Genomic DNA, 20,038 nt, shown 5'->3' with positions numbered 1-20,038 from the left:
GCTGGCCCGAAGATCTGTCATGTATCCCTCCCTGACAGGAACGCACGCTTCATATGAAGTTTTATGCAAATTCCTGCAAATATTTCTCTCATATGTTTCTATAGCACCAGAAAACTGCTTTATTAAGTCAGAAATTTATGCAAACTTTTGCATTGTCGTGACTGAGATTGCGGCTTGAGAGGTATCGGGAATGACAAAGACGTGCGTGACCGCATTGACGAACAGTGCGCTGTGCGCCCTCGCCTTGAGCGCTTGCGGCGGAGGCAGTGGCTCGCCTGCTCCCTCAAGTGGCGCGGTCTCTGGCGGCCCCACACCCACTCCAACCGCCTCAGCATCCGCAACTCTGCCCGGCGGACCGAACACGACTTTCTCAAATCAGACTACTGCGATGCAAATTAATCATAGCTTTGGTTTTTCAGCGGGGCTTAACCCGATGGTGGCTCAGTTTGCTGGAGGCGCCGCATCCGGCGATATCGACAATGATGGCGATATCGATGTGTTCGTGGCGCGCGGTGATAGCGGTCCAAACCTGCTCTACATCAATCAGGGCGGCACGCGATTTGACGAGCGCGCCGCTGCCGCCGGTGTGGCATTCTCGCTTGGCGGAACGAGCAATGGCAGACACAGTGGCCCGACCTTCGGAGACGTTGACGGAGATGGCGATCTTGATCTTCTGCTAGGCGGATTGGAGGGCGGGCCAACCAAGGTTTTCGCCAATGATGGCACCGGAAATTTCGCCGATGTGACCGCAGGTTCGGGCTTTGACACTGCAAGCGCTGACCAGACCATTTCGATGGCCTTGGGCGACTATGACGCCGATGGTGATCTCGATGTTCTAATGGCGCATTGGGGAACCCCGCGCGACCCGACCATTCCGGGCGAAACCGAAACGCTATGGCGCAATGACAGCAGCGGCGGGACGATCCGGTTCACGCCGGCAAGCCAGACAAGCGGCGTTGCAGGCCTATTGGCCTTTGACCTGCCGCAAGGCGTGTTGGGGCCAAACTTCGACTACACGTTTGCTCCGGCTTTTGCGGACATTGATGGAGACCGCGATCTTGATATTCTGATGGTGTCCGATTTTCGCGGATCAAAAGTGCTCATCAACAATGGCAATGGCACTTTCGGTGCCAGCGGATTTACGCCTGACGATGAAAACGGAATGGGCGCGGCAATCGGCGATTTCGACAATGATGGCGATCTCGACTGGTTCGTATCCTCGATCAACGGCAATCGCTTGTTCCAGAATACCGGCAGCGGCGGCTTCATTCGCAATGGTGCGTCCGGCATTGAACCGGGCGGTTGGGGCTGGGGATCGTGCTTTGCCGATTTCAACGCCGATGGCTGGCTCGACATCTATCAAACCAATGGTTGGGAGGCAGGCAAAGACCCATCGGCATCCCTCTATGTCAACGATACAACGCGGCTATGGATGGCGCAGGGCGACGGAACGTTCGCTGATGCGGCGGCAGTGTCCGCTATACAAGAAACCGATCAGGGACGCGGCGTGGTTTGCGACGATTTCGACAATGACGGCGATGTCGATGTCTTGTTGTTAACCGCTGAGGCTGCGGGCTCAGCCTATCTCTGGAAAAATGAACTGAGCGGCGGCAACAGCATCAAAGTGCGATTGCGCGGCAAGGCGCCCAACACTTTTGCCATTGGGGCGATTGTTAGGCTGACTATCGACGACACGGTGCAAACGCGGATGGTGGCGGTGAACAGCAATTTCACGTCGCACAATTCCACCGATCAAATCTTCGGTCTCGGCACGCACCAGACAGCGGGGCTGCGCATTATCTGGCCCGATGGCAGCGAGACAATCCAGCCGAGCGTTTCCGCCGGACAAACGCTCGTTATCAATCAGCCTTAGCCGTCAATCCTTCTCGCGAAAGACGCGGTACCCCCAAGGGGCAAGCTCAACAGTTTCATCACCGGCGAACTGCGCCGCTTCGCCCGACAACGCGTTTTGGTAAGCCCCATGATGGCGCGCGAGGTCGAATGACACTTCTTGAGCGCGCGGTGACAGATTGAAAATCGCGAACACGCGGCCTCCTGCATCGCCGCGAATGAAGCTAAGCACATCGTCGCTCGCGCTGTTGGGCACATCGACCATTGGTGCACCATAGCGGCCATTCCAAAGCGCTTGCTCCTCGGTCTTCAGAGCAACGAACTGGCGGAAGAGGCCATCATACTGGCCCGTCTTCCACTCAATTTCATCCTTCTCGAAAAAGGCGAGCTGCTTATCGAGGTCAGCCTCCTGACCATTATAGATCAGCGGCATGCCGGGGCCGACAAAGCTTAATGCAATCGCGGACTCATAAGCAGGGCCGTAAATCTCCGACGCAACACCATCCCACGAATTCTGATCGTGATTGTCGGTATAGGCCATCCGGTACGCAGCCCGAGGCCACGAGACGCTTTGGCCGGAATAATACCCACGCATGGCCCCTGCCCCGCTGCCATCCGCGACAAGCTCTTGCATCGCCTCTTTCCAGCCCCAGGCATAAGTCGCATCGAAAGCCTTGCGGTGCAGATCGCGGGTCTCCCATTCGGCAAGCATGAAGACCGGCTTGATCGCATCAAGTTCGCCCCGCGCGGTTTCCCAGAAATCGGTCGGGACATATCCGGCGACGTCGGCGCGGTATCCATCGACATCAAATTCACGCACCCAATAGGTGAGACTGCCGGTCATGTATTCGCGCAGGTCCGCGTTCGAGTAATCAAAGTCGACAACGTCCGACCAATCTGTCCCCTCAGGCGGCATTATGTCGCCTTCTGGTGTCTTTGTGTACCATTCTGGATGCGCGCTCACGAGCGGGCTATCCCACGCTGAATGGTTGGCCACCCAATCAAGAATGACTTTGATATCAAGCGCATGAGCCGCATCCACGAAAGCGCGAAATTCCTCTTCTGTGCCCAGATCAGGATTGATCGCGCGATAGTCGAGCACGGAGTATGGGCTACCCATAGAGCCTTTGCGATTCTCCTCACCGATCGGATGGATTGGCATCAACCAGACGACATCAATGCCCATCTCCGCCAGCCTGGGGAGCTGCTCCTGAGCGGCGGCAAACGTCCCCTCGGAGGTAAATTGCCGCGTGTTTATCTGATAAATCACCGCGTCGCGGGTCCACTCTGCGTTCTCGAATTCTACGTAGCTTTGCGGCTCATAGCTGGTCGGTGACGGAGCTGCATCGCATCCCGATAGCGCCAGGCCTGCAGCCAGAACGATTGCCGAAGATAGAGCCCGCATCACGCCGCCTCCGCCATCGCAGCGGCCGGCGCAGCACTAGCCTGATCCGTCACAAACAGGGTCGCAATTGCAGCGAGCAGAAACGAGACCCCACCAATCGCCATCGCGTAAATTGGCTCGCCGCCAAAGAACGCTGTGATGAGGAAGCCGAGCAGTGTCGCTGCGATCAACTGAGGCACCACGATGAAGACATTAAAAATGCCCATATAGATGCCCATTTTCTTCGCAGGCACCGATCCAGCAAGCATCGCGTATGGCAATGAAACAATCGAAGCCCAAGCAATGCCGAGGCCAAGCTGAGACACCCACAAAAGTGCCGGATCAGTAAACAGCATCATCGCACCGAAACCGAGAGCGCCGACTGTCAAGTTGAAGCAATGCAGACGGCGGCGGTCGATCTTGGCAGCGACCACAACGAAAGCGAGCGCGGCGGCAGCGGCAAGGCCGTTGCGCACTGACCCCATGAGGCTCCACCAATCAGCGCCATCCTGATAACCCTGCGAAGTCGGGTCGGGCGAAGCAAAGTGATAATCGGTGACAGCAGGCGTGCCGTAGATCCATAGCGCGAACATCGCGAACCAGCTGAAAAACTGGACGACGGCCAGTTGCCGCATCGTGGTCGGCATGGCGAACAGGTCGTTGACGACTTCCATAAATCCGTTGTCGTCTTTGCCCGAGTTACGGAGCATTCCTGCGAAAATCTGGATTGCGCCAAATGCGGCGATCAATCCAGCGAGAATATAGAGTTCTTTGCCGACCTCAATCGAGCCCAGCCAGTCCGGACGCGGCTCGCCGCGCGCATGCATCACAAAGCCCGCGAACAGCGCGCCGATCACAATCCAGATCATGCCTCCTGTGAAGAATTGCGATGCCCCTCGCCTAACCGTGTTCGCCGCAGCATCAGCAAGGCCAAGCGCCTCATGCCGGGCCTTTTCGAAGGCTGCGATTTGATCAGGGCTGTATTCCTTGGTTTTAAGCACAGTCCAAAGCACAGCGAGCAGCAGCGCAGCGCCGCCGATGTAAAAGGCCCATTGCACTGTTTCCGGGATCTCTCCAGCTGCAGCGGTATTTGAGAGACCCATCCAGTTGGTCATCATCCAAGGAAGGGCGCCTGCGATAACTGCGCCAATCCCGATGAAGAAACTCTGCATCGCATAGCCGCGCGTTCGCTGCCGATCGGGTAAATTGTCGCCAACAAAGGCGCGGAACGGCTCCATTGTGATGTTGAGGGAGGCGTCCATGATCCACAGCATGCCAGCCGCAACCCACAGGCTAGGCGAGTTCGGCATGATGAACAAAGCAAGGCTGGCGAGGATCGCGCCGATGAGGAAATACGGTCGGCGGCGGCCAAATTTGCCCCATGTGTTGTCCGACATATGGCCAATAATCGGCTGAACGATCAAACCAGTCATAGGCGCGGCGATCCAAAGGATTGCCAGTTCGTTTACCTCTGCACCGAGCGTTTGGAAAATCCGGCTGACATTGCCGTTTTGCAGTTCAAAACCGATCTGGATTCCCAGAAATCCGAAACTCATATTCCAGATTTGCGCCGGATTCATTGCAGGCTTTCGCCCGGCCATGCTGCCATTTTCGGTGTTCATTCTGATCCCTCTCACCCCGAAACCTCAAACGCGCCATCGCGTGACAAGAAGCCTCTGTTCGCATATCCCTTGCGATATATCGCTCGCACACTTTAGTGCTTTTTGCGTGGCACAGTCTGCCTTTCCTGCAAAAATATGCAAGAAACTTCGCATTTTCGACGTGTTCGGTTTTATGAGAACAGCGCTACCCATCGTCATCCCCATATAAAATAACAACTTTATTCCCTGAATTCTCCAAAGAGAATACGAATACAAAGAATTGCAAAACTTTGCATTTGGTGGCATCTAATTAGCTGGAGGGGATGAGAATGAAACGAATCTTGGCTTTGTGTCTGATGGCGGCGTGCGGCGTAAGCAGCGCGGCCTGGGCCATGCGTGAGGCACCCGAAGACGTAACGCAAATGCGCGAGCGGCCACCCGAAGACGAAGTGGTCTATTTCGTGCTCCCTGACAGATTTGAAAACGGCGATGCAGCAAATGATCGCGGCGGTATCGATGGTGATCGCCTAACACACGGATATGACCCTACACACAAAGGGTTTTATCATGGCGGCGACCTCAAAGGGCTAACCGCCAAACTCGATTACATCGAAGGTATGGGCGTAACCGCGATCTGGTTCGCACCAATTTTCAAGAACAAGCCGGTTCAAGGGCCCGAAGGCAATGAAAGCGCTGGATACCACGGATACTGGGTGACGGACTTCACCAGCATTGATCCGCATTTTGGCACAAATGACGAATTCAAAGCCTTCGTCGAAGCCGCGCACCTCCGCGGGATGAAGGTCTATATGGACATCATCACCAACCACACAGCTGACGTGATCGGTTACGAGGAAGGCGGACAGTTTGACTACGCGTACCGAAGCCTTTCAGACTATCCCTATTCCCGCCGCGCATCGGATGGAGCCGCAATCAATGAAGGCTTTATGGGCGATGATCTGCTGACGGCAGAAAACTTCGCAAAACTCACTTCGCCTGACTACGCATACACCCCAACCGTCCCCGACGCAGAGAAGGGCATTAAGGTCCCTGCATGGCTCAACGATCCAGCGTTTTACCACAATCGCGGCAGCACCACTTTTAGCGGCGAAAGCAGCCGTTACGGTGATTTCGCAGGGCTGGACGATCTCTATACGGAGCATCCGCGCGTCGTTGATGGCATGATCGACATCTACGCCAGCTGGATCACCCGTTTCGGCATTGACGGCTTTCGGATTGACACAGCCAAACATGTGAACCCTGAATTCTGGCAGGCCTTCGTTCCTGCCATGCTGGAGACAGCGAAGTCAGAGGGGATTCCGAACTTCCATATTTTCGGAGAGGTTTATTCCGACAGTCCGAACAGCGGCTTCCTTGCCCAGTTCACCCGCAGAGACGGCTTTCCCGCCATTCTCGACTTTGCCTTTCAGGCGGCGGTTCGCGATGTCGTAGGCAACAATCAATCGCCCGCTGTCCTCGTCGATATGTTTGCAGGTGATGTGAATTACGAAGGCGGCGAAGAGGCAGCCCGCACAATGCCGACTTTCCTCGGAAATCACGACATGGGCCGCTTCACAACACTCGTGAAGGCCGACAATCCTGGCATTTCGCAAGACGAATTGCTGGCCCGCACAAATCTGGCTCACGCCATGCTAATGACACTGCGCGGATCGCCGGTCATTTATTCAGGCAGTGAGCAAGGATTTGTCGGTGATGGCAACGATCAGGCCGCGCGGGAGGATATGTTCCCTAGCCTGACTGACAGTTACAACGACAATGATCTGATCGGGACAGATGCAACGACAGCGACAGCAAACTTCGATGTTGAGCATCCGATCTATAAGCTGATCGGTGAATTCTCTGCAATCAGGTCAAAGCACGCTGCTTTGCGCAGTGGCAAGCAAGTGGCGAGAACGTATAACGACGCCGGCCCCGGTCTGGTCAGTTTCTCACGCTTTGATCCTGAAACGGGTGCGGAGTATCTGTTGGCATTCAATTCTTCTGTAGAGCCGATCAGTGCAACGTCTGTAATCGGATATGATGCTCGCCAGATCGAGAGACTGTCGGGCGATTGCCCTCCCGAAGTGACAGCTCCGGGTGCAATCAACTTGCAGCTTCCTGCATTCGGCTGGTGTGTAGCCCGCGTGTCAGAGACCGCAAAATGAACGAGACTTTATCAATGGCCAAGCCGTCAATGGCGTCTACTAGCGACGAGTGGTGGCGCGGTGCCGTAATCTATCAGATCTATCCACGCAGCTTTCGCGACACGAACAGTGACGGGATCGGCGATCTGCGCGGCGTTGTCGAAGGGCTCGACTATATCGCATCGCTTGGCTGCGATGGCATCTGGATTTCGCCGTTCTTCACCTCTCCGATGCGCGACTTCGGCTACGATGTCGCGGACTACTGCGGGATTGATCCGAGCTTTGGCGACTTTGACGATTTCGACGCGATCATCGCAAAGGCGCATGATCTCGGGATTAAAGTTATCATCGATCAGGTTTACTCGCACACATCCGATCATCACGCGTGGTTTCAGGAAAGCCGCCGCGATCGCACCAATGCGAAAGCGGATTGGTATGTCTGGGCCGATCCAAAGCCGGATGGTTCGCCCCCGTCCAATTGGCAATCAGTATTCGGCGGCTCTGCATGGCAGTGGGACGGCCCTCGCCGTCAATATTATCTGCACAATTTCCTGACCTGCCAGCCTGATCTGAACGTCCATAATCGTGATGTACAGGACGCCTTGCTTGATGCGGCCCGCTTCTGGCTGGATCGCGGCGTTGACGGTTTCCGCCTCGATGCACTGAATTTCTCGATGCACGATCCAGAGATGCGCGATAACCCGCCATCGGGCCTGCCCATGGATCAGGTAACGCGGCCGTTCGACATGCAGATCAAGCAATTCAATCAATCGCATGAAGACATTCCGGCGTTTCTTGAGCGTATTCGCGGCACAATAGATGAATATCCCGGCCGCTTTACCGTCGCCGAAGTCGGCGGGCCTGATCCTCTTGCCGAAATGAAGGCTTTCACCGAAAATGGGAAACGGCTTGATTCCGCGTACAACTTTGATTTTCTTTACGCGCCTGACCTTACAGCCGAACTGGTCAAGCAAAGCCTATCCAACTGGGACGGGGCAGCGGGCGAAGGCTGGCCATCATGGGCCTTTTCAAACCACGATGCGCCGCGCGCGGTCACCCGGTGGTCAGACGGAGCCAATCTCGATCAAATCTCGCGCCTCAACATGCTGCTGCTACTTTCATTGCGCGGCAATCCGATCATCTACCAAGGCGAAGAATTGGGCCTGCCTCAAGGACATGTTCCGTTTGAGGACCTGCAAGATCCCGAAGCGATCACGAATTGGCCGCACACTTTGGGCCGGGACGGTGCGCGTACGCCGATGCCGTGGGCTGCAAAAGCGCCGCAAGCTGGGTTTTCTCAGGCAAACCGAACCTGGCTGAAGCTGGATGAGGCGCATAAAGACAGGGCGATTGACCGCCAGATAGCCGACGCAAGCTCCATGGTCAGCTACACACGCAGCCTGCTGACATTGCGCAATTCGCTTTCAGCTCTGGTGACTGGTGATAGCCAATTGCTTGACACCCCCGATGGCATCGTCGCATTCGTACGAACATCGGATGAAGGCGAAATCTTGTGCGCCTTCAATCTCGATACGAACCCTGTCGATTGGTCGCCGCCAGCCCGTTTTCAATCGGGCAGAATGATCGCCGATCAGAACAGAGCGAATGCCACAGGAGCCATCCCGGGCCGGATCGAAGCACGATCGGGCTACTGGGCGAACTAGGGGAACGGCTGACCAAATGCAGGAAGCCGATGCAAAAGCAAAAAAGAATGCGCGATTAGAGGACATTGCCCGCGAGGCAGGCGTGTCGATTTCGACAGTCTCACGCGCGCTCAATGACAGCCCGGCTGTAAAACGCCGGACCAAGCAGGATATCTGGAAGATTGCGCGCGCGCATGATTACGATTTTCGCAGTCATATGCCCAATGGTCCGGTTGGCGCGGAAGCGACGATTGCGGTTATCGTCCCTGCCCCGCAAGCGCGCGAAACCCGTGTGGCCGATCCATTCTTTCTGGAATTGCTGGCCGGGATCGCCGAGGCTGCGCGTGAGCGGAACGCCGATCTTGTTATCAGCCATGTCGCCCCAAGCTCGGCGGAAGATCTTGAGTTTGCGATGACTACCAGCCGCGCGACTGGAATGATCTTTATCGGTCAAAGCTCGCTGCACGACGGGTTTAACGCGCTCGCCGACCGTGATGATCGTTTTGTGGTCTGGGGCGCAGAATTCCCGGACGCGCAGTACTGCACCATCGGATCAGACAACGTCGCCGGCGGCAGACGCGCGACCTCTCACTTGCTCCGCCTCGGGCGCAAACGCGTGCTGTTCCTTGGCGATACCGAGGCACCTGAAGCTGAACAGCGTTTCCGCGGGTACCGTCAGGCCTTGCGCGAAGCGGACATCGAGCTGGTCAACGATCTGGTTGTCCCAGCCCATTTCGATGTGCATTCCGGTGAAGTTGCTGCACGTTCGGCAATCAATCGAGGGATCGAATTTGACGGCATCTTTGCTGCTAGCGATCTGATCGCAATCGGCGCCATTCGCGCATTGACGCTTAGCGGACGATCAGTGCCCGATGATATTTCAGTGGTCGGCTATGACAACATTCCGGCCGCTCGCTTGGTCACTCCTCGCCTCACTACTATCGATCAGGACACAAACCTTGCCGGGCGTATGTTGGTATCCAAGCTGATCGACACTAAAGGCGGCAAAGCGACGTCGCAGCGTTTGGAGACTAGCCTGCTTATTCGTGACAGTTGCGGCGGGTGACATGACAGCACCGCCCGGTCCATTGCGGCAGATCGCCATTGTCGGCGGCGGCAGCGCAGGCTGGATGACGGCCGCTGCGCTTTCTGATACACTGGGGCCGAACTGTAAGATCACTTTGATCGAATCCGAGGCAATCGGCACTGTCGGCGTCGGCGAGGCGACCATTCCGCCGATCCGCAATTTCAACCAACGGTTGGGTATCGATGAAGCGACCTTCGTCAAGGAGACCTCCGGCTCCTACAAACTTGGCATCGAGTTTGTGGATTGGGCACGTAAAGGACACAGCTATTTCCACCCATTCGGCCAGTACGGGGCCGAATTCGATAAGGTCCCGTTCTACCACTATTGGATGCGGGAGAGTTTGGCTGGCAGTATCGACGGACTGATCGATGATTTCTCAATGTGCTGGGCCATGGCGAAAGCTGGAAAGTTCACACACCCGCAGGCGGATCGCCGAAAGATCCAATCGACCTTCGACTATGCCTATCACTTCGATGCAGGCCTCTACGCGGCCTACCTTCGCAAGTTCGCCGAAACGCGCGGCGTTAAACGGATTGAAGGGCGCGTTTGCGACGTAAATCGCAACAACGAGGACGGCTTTATTGAAAGCGTAGTGCTGGACAGCGGAGCGGAGGTCGCGGCAGAATTCTTCATCGATTGCAGCGGTTTTCGCGGGCTTCTGATCGAAGGCGCACTCGAAGCAGGATACGAGAATTGGCAGCATTGGTTGCCGTGTGATCGCGCGGTTGCTGTTCCGTGCGCCAAGCAGGACACGATCACGCCCTATACGCGCTCAACGGCCAAAGAAGCTGGCTGGCAGTGGCGCATCCCGCTCCAGCACCGGACAGGCAATGGCTATGTCCACTGCAGCGAGTATATCAGCGAAGATGAGGCGACCGAAACGCTCATGTCATCGCTGGATGGAGAAGCGCTGGCTGAGCCTCGTACGCTGCGTTTCTCAACGGGACGTCGGCGTAAGTTCTGGGACAAAAATTGCGTGGCGATTGGGCTCTCTGCTGGCTTTATGGAGCCACTTGAGTCGACCAGCCTCCATCTGATTCAATATGGTATCTTGCGCCTGATCGCTCTGATGCCGGGTCGTGATATGTCGCCTCTGCTGGCCCGTGAGTACAACAATCAGACTGCCACCGAATACGAGCGTATCCGGGACTTTCTGATTCTGCATTACAAAGCGACGGCCAGGGATGATGCAGAGCTGTGGAGGTATTGCTCTTCAATGGAGATTCCCGACAGCCTGCAATACAAAATCGACCATTTTCGCGCTTCCGGAATGCTGGTTGCAGATGAGCGCGAACTGTTCGCCAATCCCAGCTGGATCGCAGTTTACCTAGGCCAAGACATTGTACCTGAACGCGCTCCAGCGATAACTGAAATGCGTCAGCAGGTGCCCGTCGCCGAGCGCATGCAGGCAATCTCGCAAGCGATGCAGGATGCCGTGGCGGAGATGCCCGAACACGCCGAGTTCCTGAACCGGTACTGCCGTTCGCCGATTGCTGTTTGATCCCTCCTTCCCAAAATAGGAAAGGGCCCGCTGTTTCCAGCGAGCCCCTTCCCCTCTTGGAGAGTTCTGCAACCCTAATTTGATCAGAACGATTTCTTGACCGTGAAGTTGAAAGTCCGGCCATAGATTTCATGACGACTTGGGAAACTTCCGATTGTGTTCCCGCCGGTGTCCAGAAGATCATTCTGGGTCACAAACGGTTCGTTGGTCAGGTTGAAGACTTCAAACTGGAAGCCGAGGCCTTTCAGGAAGCCAGCATCGTTCTGGAACGTGTATCCGATCTGCGCATCGAGAATTGTCTCGCTAAGCGCATCGGCACCGCTCAGACTGCCGTCGAAGTTTTGAACTTCGGACAGGAAACCGCTGCGATAACGCGCTGCGAGCTTCGCCTGAAGACCGTTCCTTTCATAGAAGATGTCGCCCGACCAAACTTGCTCGGAATAACCCGGGATCGGCAGTGAATCCTGGTTCTGATCTTCGACCTCTGCATCAGCGTAGGTGAAGCTGAAGCTGCCACCAAAGCCATCCAGAGCCTCGGTCAGATCGATGAAGTCGACACGCAGAGTTGCTTCAACACCAGTGATCGAACCGTCAGCGAAGTTGACCGGACCGCCGAATGAACCCGTAGCAAGCTCAGGAGCGGTTTGCAGAATCGACCCGAAGCCAGCGTTCACAATCTGCTGTTCCAGATCGATCGTGTCAGAGAAGTCGATGACCCAGTCCGACAGTTCTTTGTGGAATACGGCGACAACGAGAGCCGAGCCCGGTGAGAAGTACTTCTCAAACGAGACGTCGAAAGATGTCGATGAATATGGCTGCAGAGATGGGTTACCGCCACCAAGGTTGAAACACACGACTGTCGGCGGGTTAAACGCCAAAACAGTGTCAGGAATCTGGTCACCATCGGTATCCGCACATGCGAGCGGATTTGTTCCGATATTCTGGTTCGCAGCGAGCTGATCAAGGCGTGCACGAGTGATCGTGCGCGCAGCGGCCAGTTTGATGAAGGTGTCGGTCGCTACTTCAAAGCTGAGGTTGGCGCTAGGAAGCCAGTCATCATACTTTTCCTGAACGAAGTTCCGCCCTCCGCCGATTGTACCGGTCGAAGACTGGAACGTGTCGACATATTTGATCCCGACGTTCCCGCGAAGCGGCATAGCGCCCAGCATCGTATCAATGTTCGCTTGAGCGTAGATGTTGGCCACACGCTCATTCACGACCCATTCGGTATCAAATGTAGCCTTTTCGACAACATATGTTCCGTCAGTCAGGAACGTTGACGGATCATAGGCGAGAATGTTGTTGCCAAGATCACCGGTGTCCGTGCTGCCGACGATCGTGTTCGTTGGCACAGCAAGTGCGCCATTAACAAACTGGCCTGATGCCCGCAGGAAACTCTCGTTGGAATCGAAGTTTTTCTGGCGGTCAGTGTACAAGACACCAACTTGGATGCTCGACAGGAAACCTCCGTCAAATTCCCAATCCGCTTCCAGACGCAGCTGATGCAATTCGTCTTCGATGATTGGTTGTTTGACAAAACCAACCTGGCCCCAGCCACCCGGATCGGTGAGCAGAACGTTCGCTGGATCAGTGTAATCCAGCAAGCCATCAATGGTGTATTCGCCATTGCTTGGGAATGTGAAATTCAGCGTATCCTGCGCGCCTGAACGTGCAGGGCCGGTGCCGGCATAAGATTCATAATCGATGTCGTTGCGGTCGAGAGTTGAGTAACCGTAGTCGACTACAATGCCGAAGTTATCGCTGAGATCGACATCTAGGTTTGCACCGAATGCGTAGATTTCGGACTCGTTGCCCTCAGTGTCGGTACGCAGGATCGGAACAACAGCCGAGTATGTTGCGCTGTCGGCGAATGGGCCAGAGCCCTGTGCCCCGTCAAAGCTGGCACCACTCCAAGACGCAATCGGTGTTTCCGTACCACGGAAGATGCCGGAATCCTGCGTATCGCTGTAAAAGCCATCAACGACGAGCGAAACGCGATCATTGGGCTCGAACTGCAATGTACCAGCAACAGAAACACGCTCGAATTCGCGGCTCACAACACCCTGACGGGGATTATCCGCCGGATAGATCAAACCATTTGCATCGCGTGCGACCTGGAATTGATTGGTTTTCAACTCGCGGGAAATGAAGTGGGTCGGGTTCGATTGAACCGTTGCGCCCAATGCCCAACCAAATGTGCCCGCTGCGTTCTGATCGATGTACGAACCGAAGAAACGGTATCCGTCATCGGCGAAGTCAGGGTTCAAGCTGCCGCTGTCGTTAAGAACATAGCGAGCCGAAACATTGATTGTCGCGTCTTTGAAATCAAGTGGACGAACAGTGCGTAGATCGACAGCGCCAGCGATGCCGGTTGCCGCGAGACGCGCGTCAGCAGTTTTGTAGACTACACCCTGGCCGATCAGCTCGGAAGGGAACTGGTCAAATTCGATACCACGATTGTTACCAGCCGAAACGACCTCACGCCCGTTAAGCAGTGCCAGTGAAAAGTCCGGCCCAAGACCACGGATAGAGATTTGCTGCGAGCGACCGCGCACGCGCTGAGCGGTCACGCCCGGCAGACGAGCGAGCGAGTCAGCGATAGAAAGATCGGGAAGCTGGCCGATATCTTCGGCAGTGATCACTTCGACAATACTCGACGATTCACGCTTCGCACTAAGCGAAGTCTCAATCGAACTGCGAATGCCGCGAACAACGATCTCACCCTCTTCGCCCTCTGCGACTTCCGCTTCTTGCTGCTCTTGCGCAGCGATAGGCGCTGCGGCTGCAACCATTGCTAGACCCGTTGCCGCACCGCACAGCAGGCGGGCGTTGGCTGAATAACGCTTAAATCCCATTTCAGTCCTCCCCGACGCATCACTATCGTGCGTCTTTGCATTTTTTTTCATAGCGCAGAATTTCGGAGCCGTAAATCGCAAAAGCAAATTTGATTAAGCGTGATAGAAAACGATTTTATATGTTCTATTTCATATCTTTAATCCATCAGCGGACCGAAATTCAGACTTGCTTGACCGAACTTTCAACAACCTGTGGCAGCGGCGCCACACACGCATACCACTGCTGCATGAAGATACCTCAGTCGAGCGCTGAGACGCACACCGATGCGCAATTGAGATAATTTAAAAGCTTTGTTTTCTGTACTTTAATGTGATCACTTGGTTTCACAGGCATCCTTTGATAGCCTCTGTCCGGGATCAAGTGAGGTCGAAACGGAAGTTCTAGAAATGCAAAGCTTGGCAATTTCAGTCTCAGACCAAACCATCGGGCACTTTTCGAATTGTAATCATGTATTTATGCAGGTTTCCAACATGCTGGAGAGTGCCGAAACTGTGATCAATCATGCATCTTTGCAAAAATTTGCAAAGATTACGCCGCAATATCCAGGCTTGCGTGCGCCGCTTGATTCTCAGACTTGCGCAATGTGGGCCGCACAATTGTCTCCTCACCTAAACGATGCGTTTGGCTATGAACGCGCAGATTGGGCAATGCAGGCTTGGTTTTCCATCGTAACGGCACGACCGGATGAGTTGATTCCGATGCAATGCTTCCCGCATGTCGACGGAACTGACCCCGACCAGCTCGCGATGATGCTGTATCTGGACACGACAGAGCACGGCGGCACCGCGTTCTTTCGTCATCGCTCCACGGGCTATGAAGAACTGACGGAGGCAAACTTTCCCCACTATCGCGACGCTCTACAAGCAGACGTGGCAGAAACTGGATTGCCGCCGGCACGTTATGTCACTGATGGTGCCCCTCACTTTGAGCGCACCTATATGACGGGCGGAGAATTCAATCAGGCAGTCTTCTATCGCGGCAATATCCTTCACTCTGGCATGATCGAAAACGATCTGGAACTTCCCGCTGACCCAAGAACGGGCAGGCTGACGATCAACGCCTTCTTTCGCCGACTATAACGTGGGCATACTTTTCTATACACGGTAGCAAACCACAGTGAGCTCAATCGAATGAACGCACCTCATCTGCAAAAGCTTGTCATCGTTGGCGGAGGAACAGCGGGTTGGATCACTGCCGCTGCCTTTTCCCGCCTGCTTGGGCGCAATCTATCGATTGAGCTTGTTGAATCTGAGGCAATCGGAACCGTCGGCGTTGGTGAGGCAACGATCCCGCAGATCATTCGGCTGAATGCGATCCTCGGCCTCGATGAGTACGATTTCGTCAAGCAAACCAAGGGAACATTCAAGCTTGGCATTGAATTTGTAGATTGGGGCCGAGTCGGTAGCAGCTATCTCCATACTTTCGGAGATGCCGGGCTCAACCTCGCCAGTGTGCCGTTTCATCAGTACTGGCGCCGCGCCGCCGCTAACGGCCATGAGCACGATTTGTGGCAATACTCGCTCCACAAACATGCGGCGGACTGCGCGAAATTCGGCAAGATGGATCGAGTCGGCAACACCGCGATGACCGGCCTTGCCTATGCCTATCACTTTGATGCCGGTCTCTACGCGCAGTATCTGAGAGCATTTGCTGAACAACATGGCGTCAAACGGAGCGAAGGGATCGTGCAAACGGTGTCCCGCAATTCTGAAAGTGGCGACATCACGTCCATTACGCTCGACAGCGGCAATGAAGTGTCTGGCGACTTCTTTGTAGACTGCACGGGCTTTCGGGCGCTCCTGATGGGGCAAGAGCTTGGTGTAGGGTATCAGGACTGGTCGAAGTGGTTACCATGCAACAGCGCACAGGCCGTCCCTAGCGAGCGGCTGGAGAATTTGGTGCCCTACACAAGGGCGACGGCGAAAAGCGCGGGCTGGCAATGGCGTATCCCGTTGCAGCACAGGACCGGCAACGGCCACGTCTATTGCAATGATTTTGTTTCGGACGACGAAGCAGGCGACACCTTGCTTGCTGGGCTTGATACGAAGCCTCTGGCTGATCCGCGACCTATCCGCTTTACAACCGGCAGACGCGATCAATTCTGGGCTCATAACTGCGTCAGTATCGGCTTGTCCGGCGGCTTTCTGGAGCCATTGGAATCGACCAGCATCCATTTGATCCAGTCTCATGTCAGCCGCTTAATCCAGCTCTTCCCTCAAAGCGCCAACTGTTCTGCCGAACGGGAAGAATACAATCGCCGCTGCCGCGACGAATTTGAACAGATCCGCGACTTCATCATCCTGCATTACAACCAGACCGAGCGTGAAGATTCGGAGTTCTGGCGGTACTGCAAGAATATGGAAGTCCCGGACTCGCTGCGTCAAAAGCAGCAGCTCTTCGCATCCTCTGGACGGGTGGGCCGCGATGCAGATGACCTGTTTCGCGAGGCCAGTTGGGTTCAGGTGATGTTCGGCCAAAAAGGAATGCCATCCAGCCATGATCCGATGGCCGATGGCATCAGCGACGCACAACTTACCGAGTTTCTATCCAACGTGCGCAAGCTTATCGAAAAGTCGGTTGATGGCCTTCCAACCCACGAACAATTTATTGAGCAGCACTGCAAAGCCGACTGATGGAGCGGACCTCTGGCCCTCTCCCAGATAAGAGAATGGCCCGACCGGTTGAGACCGATCGAGCCATTCAAGGAGAGCTGAAGAGAGCAGCTTGGGGTAGTTAGAAGTTCGCCCGCAAAATAAATGTGAACCGGCGGTCATTGCGGAAATAGTTCCGCGGTGCCTGCAGGCCAGCCTCGTTGACTGTTTGCGTGGTCGCAGTGATATCATCTGTAAGGTTTACGCCTTGTACACCAACCGTGATGTTGTCGTTCACATCTACAAACAGTGACGCATCAAGCTGACCGGTCGCTGGTTGATAGATCGATGCAAACGGGAAGATCACGTCGCGCGGAGTAAGCTGGAATTCGCTTCTCCAGTTGTATGCGAGGCGTGCTTGCACCGGACCTTTTTCATACAGCGCAATCGCGTTGATGTTGTGCTCCGATATCCGCGGGAAGACGCCCGAGTCGATGTCAAAACGCGCTGTTGGTGGATCATCCGATGCGAGTGCCGGATCCAGTTGGTTCGCGACACCACGCGCATCAATATACGTGTAGGTGAACTGCGCACCCAAACCGTTCAGGATGCCCGGTAGGAAGTCGTAGAATTGCTGATACGCAATCTCGACGCCGCTAACCGAACCATTCTGGTCGGTATTCACCTCTGTGTTCCGAGCGATGGTCAGATCGAGACCTTCGAACTCAAGCGGGATTCCGAGAGGGCTAAACGCGATGAAATCGTCGACTTCCTTATGGAAGCCAGCGACCGTAATCGAACCGGCGGTATCGAAGTACCATTCCCAAGATACATCAAAGTTCCATGCTGTTTGCGGAAGCAACGAAGCGTTGCCCGTCGCATTGCCAACAAACCGGCCAAAGTTCTGAATTGATCCGCCCATACCGTCGGCGATCGTTTCGCCTGGCTCTGTCTGGACGAAGATACGTTCATTGAGCTGATCAACGCCTGGCCGTGTCAATGTACGCGAAACAGCCGTACGCAGAACATGACCACCCGGAATATCGAGCTTCAAGTTCAGGCTAGGCAGGAACTCGTCGTAATCGGTTTCAACCGTTTCTGTGATGAAGCGCCCGTCGCCAAATGCGGTCTCGAACGCGGCGAGATCCAGCTGGCAAATACCTGGAACTGTAAAGGTCGGGATGTTCGGCTGGTTGGCTGGATCACAAAGAGCAACCAAACCAGGCGCAAAGATCTGATCGAATGGATCGACTGTGATCGATGTATCCACGCTGCGATCGGTGCGAACGTAGCGCAGACCGACATTGCCGCTGAATACAACGCCGCCATCCGATTCCGGAGCTTCAAAATCGACGCGGACATAACCGGCGAGAGTTTCCCGTTCGATTGATCCGATTTCGCTCGGCAGGAACGGCGTTCCTTCAACCACCCCGTTACGTCCGGTGAGCGGTGTCCAGCCCGATGGGCTTCCGCCAATCGCATCAAGCAGCGTGTTAAACGAGGCCGCAAAACCATCGTAGTCAAGCACAGACGGTCCAGTGTAAGCCGGAATCGGACCACCGAGGCCAGTGGAAACGCCGCGCTGATAGTCAGCGAATTCGAACTGTCCGAAGAGACCGTTCACAGCACTCTCGATAGCAGGGTTCGCGTTGCCGCTGACAAGAACGAGCGACTGTGTCTGGTTAAAGTCTCCGCCAGACTGCCCTTGGATGTCGTTACCGGTCCATACTTCAGAGATGTTACCCCAGTTGAAGTCACTTTGACGCAGAAGCAGATCTTGCTTGTTATAGCGGGCACCAGCGCGGACCGATTTCAACCAGCCATCGCCGGAGAAATCGTATTCTACATCGCCGCGGAAGGCGAGAGAGTCAGCTTCGTTTTGAGTGATGTGGTCCATTGCAGAGCGCAGGAAATAGCGGCTCGGGTCCTGAAAATATCCTTCGGCTTCACCTGTCGGAAGCTGGAATTCAACTACCGGAGAATCCTCATCAAGTGTGTTGATAAACACAGGCGAGAAGAAAGAACGGTGCTGAGTAATGTCGACGATATCAGTCGTCGCCTCAATATACTGGGCATCAAAATTGAAGCGCAGATTTTCAGTGGGCGAGAACTTAAGATTGAAACCGTAATCGGTCGTAATATCATTTTCTGAGCGGTTACGAGTAAGACTTAGCTGCTGACCGCCATTGGCACCCAGATTTGCAGCAGTGGCATTGGGGCCGCGCCATTGTGAGTTATCGGTGATCGTACCGCTGGTGAAGACGCCATCAGCGTCGAACGTGAAATCGCTCGAATCCAGGTTAGCACGTGCGCCAGCACCATCAGCCGCCGTCTCAATCGCGTTCTCGCCCCAGACAAGATCTGAATCCGAACGGAGGAACTGGGCTGTGGCGAGCCACTTACCATCGTTGCTTTCGAACTGTGCTGCCGCCGCGATTGTCAAACGTTCACGGTCGAATTCTTGGGTCCGGATGCTGCCGCCCGACGGAACGAAACCATCATCGGTCTGAACATAGTCGGCGATGCCGGTACCATCAGCGCGTGACTTTAACTCGCTGTAGGCAATGTTGCCAAGCAAGCCGAATGTGCCTGCATCGGTGTTCCACGTGTTGGAAATCAAGAGCGATCCCGACGGGCTCCATTCGTCACTCAAATCGCCATAGTTGCCTTCGATCGAGCCACTAACAACGAGGCCAGCCTGATCAAACGGAACACGTGTGCGAAGATCAATCGTACCCGCTGCCCCCCCTTCGACAAGATCGGCTGTCGAGTTCTTGAACACGACGACACTGCCGAGAAGTTCCGGCGAAACGTCTTCGAACCCAAGGATGCCGCTGCTGTTGGCGGCGAACACGTCACGCCCGTTCAGTTCCGATCGGACAAACGGAAGACCGCGGATAACAACACCGCTGCCCTCAACCGCAAAGTGATCGGGATCATTCGGGCCAGCGAAACGAAGAACGCTGACGCCAGGGACACGCTGAAGAACTTCGGAAACCGAACGGTCAGGCAGTGCGCCAATGTCAGACGCGGTAACCACATCGACAACCGTGTCCGCGTTACGCTTTTGCGCCTGCGATGTCGCAAGCGACTCACGTAGGCCGGTGACGATGATGCCCTCATCTTCTTCGACTTCAGGGGTGTCCCCCGACTGCTCTTCCTGCGCCAAAGCAGGTGACGCGGCCAACAGACCCAGCGTCGAAACGCTCGTAAACAGAGATTTGGACACAAGTCCGCCAGCGGCGCGTGCGCTTGATAGTTTCACAGTTTTCCCTCCCGTCACGCACCAACCCAAGGCACGTGTATTGTTCTATCCTGATAAAATCCCATATTGACTACGTTGTCAACAAGGTTTGTTTTGAGTTGTCCATTTTGTTCAT

Annotated in this window: 11 protein-coding genes; 7 read left to right on the top strand and 4 right to left on the bottom strand. The window is 55.1% G+C overall.

Features of this window, described 5'->3' with window-relative positions:
- Positions 1–388: 388 nt before the first annotated feature.
- Positions 389–1,873, top strand: coding sequence for a CRTAC1 family protein (locus KCG46_RS12325; protein WP_218405741.1), 1,485 nt, complete (start codon positions 389–391; stop codon positions 1,871–1,873).
- A 3-nt stretch (positions 1,874–1,876) separates the two neighbouring features.
- Here KCG46_RS12325 and KCG46_RS12320 read toward each other — a convergent pair whose 3' ends face one another.
- Positions 1,877–3,256 carry an alpha-amylase family glycosyl hydrolase gene (locus KCG46_RS12320; RefSeq protein WP_218405740.1) on the bottom strand — a complete coding sequence of 460 codons (1,380 nt, stop codon included), beginning with the start codon at positions 3,254–3,256 and terminating at the stop codon, positions 1,877–1,879.
- Positions 3,256–4,857: an MFS transporter gene (locus KCG46_RS12315; RefSeq protein WP_255552001.1), complete on the bottom strand. Its 1,602-nt coding sequence runs from the start codon at positions 4,855–4,857 to the stop codon at positions 3,256–3,258. Before KCG46_RS12315 ends, KCG46_RS12320 begins: the two co-directional genes overlap by 1 nt.
- 308 nt (positions 4,858–5,165) lie before the next feature.
- On the opposite strand from KCG46_RS12315, the gene KCG46_RS12310 reads away from it, so the two are divergent.
- Genes KCG46_RS12310 through KCG46_RS12295 form a run of 4 tightly spaced genes read left to right on the top strand, consistent with a single transcriptional unit; the run spans position 5,166 to position 11,211 of the window.
- A complete protein-coding gene (locus KCG46_RS12310) occupies positions 5,166–7,001 on the top strand; it encodes an alpha-amylase family glycosyl hydrolase (protein ID WP_218405739.1) in 1,836 nt (611 codons plus the stop codon).
- Positions 7,002–7,015: 14 nt separating this feature from the next.
- On the top strand, positions 7,016–8,644 hold the full coding sequence (locus KCG46_RS12305; protein ID WP_255552000.1) for an alpha-glucosidase: 1,629 nt from the start codon (positions 7,016–7,018) through the stop codon (positions 8,642–8,644).
- 16 nt (positions 8,645–8,660) lie between these two features.
- Positions 8,661–9,689: a LacI family DNA-binding transcriptional regulator gene (locus KCG46_RS12300; RefSeq protein ID WP_218405737.1), complete on the top strand. Its 1,029-nt coding sequence runs from the start codon at positions 8,661–8,663 to the stop codon at positions 9,687–9,689.
- A 1-nt stretch (position 9,690) separates the two neighbouring features.
- On the top strand, positions 9,691–11,211 hold the full coding sequence (locus tag KCG46_RS12295) for a tryptophan halogenase family protein (RefSeq protein WP_218405736.1): 1,521 nt from the start codon (positions 9,691–9,693) through the stop codon (positions 11,209–11,211).
- An 83-nt stretch (positions 11,212–11,294) separates the two neighbouring features.
- On the opposite strand, the gene KCG46_RS12290 is transcribed toward KCG46_RS12295, so the two are convergent.
- Positions 11,295–14,117 (bottom strand): TonB-dependent receptor, encoded by a 2,823-nt coding sequence (locus tag KCG46_RS12290; protein ID WP_255551999.1) that lies wholly within the window; start codon positions 14,115–14,117, stop codon positions 11,295–11,297.
- 336 nt (positions 14,118–14,453) lie between these two features.
- Here KCG46_RS12290 and KCG46_RS12285 point away from each other — a divergent pair, with 336 nt between their 5' ends.
- Positions 14,454–15,146 (top strand): DUF6445 family protein, encoded by a 693-nt coding sequence (locus KCG46_RS12285; protein ID WP_255551998.1) that lies wholly within the window; start codon positions 14,454–14,456, stop codon positions 15,144–15,146.
- A 51-nt stretch (positions 15,147–15,197) separates the two neighbouring features.
- On the top strand, positions 15,198–16,700 hold the full coding sequence (locus tag KCG46_RS12280) for a tryptophan halogenase family protein (RefSeq protein WP_218405734.1): 1,503 nt from the start codon (positions 15,198–15,200) through the stop codon (positions 16,698–16,700).
- A gap of 100 nt (positions 16,701–16,800) precedes the next feature.
- Here KCG46_RS12280 and KCG46_RS12275 read toward each other — a convergent pair whose 3' ends face one another.
- The gene (locus tag KCG46_RS12275) at positions 16,801–19,923 is read right to left on the bottom strand and encodes a TonB-dependent receptor (RefSeq protein ID WP_218405733.1); all 3,123 of its coding nucleotides are present in this window, start codon (positions 19,921–19,923) and stop codon (positions 16,801–16,803) included.
- Positions 19,924–20,038: the final 115 nt, after the last annotated feature.

Origin of the sequence: Erythrobacter crassostreae, assembly GCF_019204045.1 — a bacterium.
Taxonomy (GTDB): Bacteria; Pseudomonadota; Alphaproteobacteria; order Sphingomonadales; family Sphingomonadaceae; genus Erythrobacter; species Erythrobacter crassostreae.
Note: the sequence above shows the minus strand (reverse complement) of the source record. Positions and strands in the feature narration are given on the sequence as shown.

What these genes read in the sequence shown, in the direction of transcription:
- KCG46_RS12325 (WP_218405741.1), top strand. Translation starts at nt 389, where the DNA reads ATGCAAATTAATCATAGCTTTGGTTTTTCAGCGGGGCTTAACCCGATG.
- KCG46_RS12320 (WP_218405740.1), bottom strand. Translation starts at nt 3,256, where the DNA reads ATGCGGGCTCTATCTTCGGCAATCGTTCTGGCTGCAGGCCTGGCGCTA.
- KCG46_RS12315 (WP_255552001.1), bottom strand. Translation starts at nt 4,857, where the DNA reads ATGAACACCGAAAATGGCAGCATGGCCGGGCGAAAGCCTGCAATGAAT.
- KCG46_RS12310 (WP_218405739.1), top strand. Translation starts at nt 5,166, where the DNA reads ATGAAACGAATCTTGGCTTTGTGTCTGATGGCGGCGTGCGGCGTAAGC.
- KCG46_RS12305 (WP_255552000.1), top strand. Translation starts at nt 7,016, where the DNA reads ATGGCCAAGCCGTCAATGGCGTCTACTAGCGACGAGTGGTGGCGCGGT.
- KCG46_RS12300 (WP_218405737.1), top strand. Translation starts at nt 8,661, where the DNA reads ATGCAGGAAGCCGATGCAAAAGCAAAAAAGAATGCGCGATTAGAGGAC.
- KCG46_RS12295 (WP_218405736.1), top strand. Translation starts at nt 9,691, where the DNA reads ATGACAGCACCGCCCGGTCCATTGCGGCAGATCGCCATTGTCGGCGGC.
- KCG46_RS12290 (WP_255551999.1), bottom strand. Translation starts at nt 14,117, where the DNA reads ATGAAAAAAAATGCAAAGACGCACGATAGTGATGCGTCGGGGAGGACT.
- KCG46_RS12285 (WP_255551998.1), top strand. Translation starts at nt 14,454, where the DNA reads ATGCAAAGCTTGGCAATTTCAGTCTCAGACCAAACCATCGGGCACTTT.
- KCG46_RS12280 (WP_218405734.1), top strand. Translation starts at nt 15,198, where the DNA reads ATGAACGCACCTCATCTGCAAAAGCTTGTCATCGTTGGCGGAGGAACA.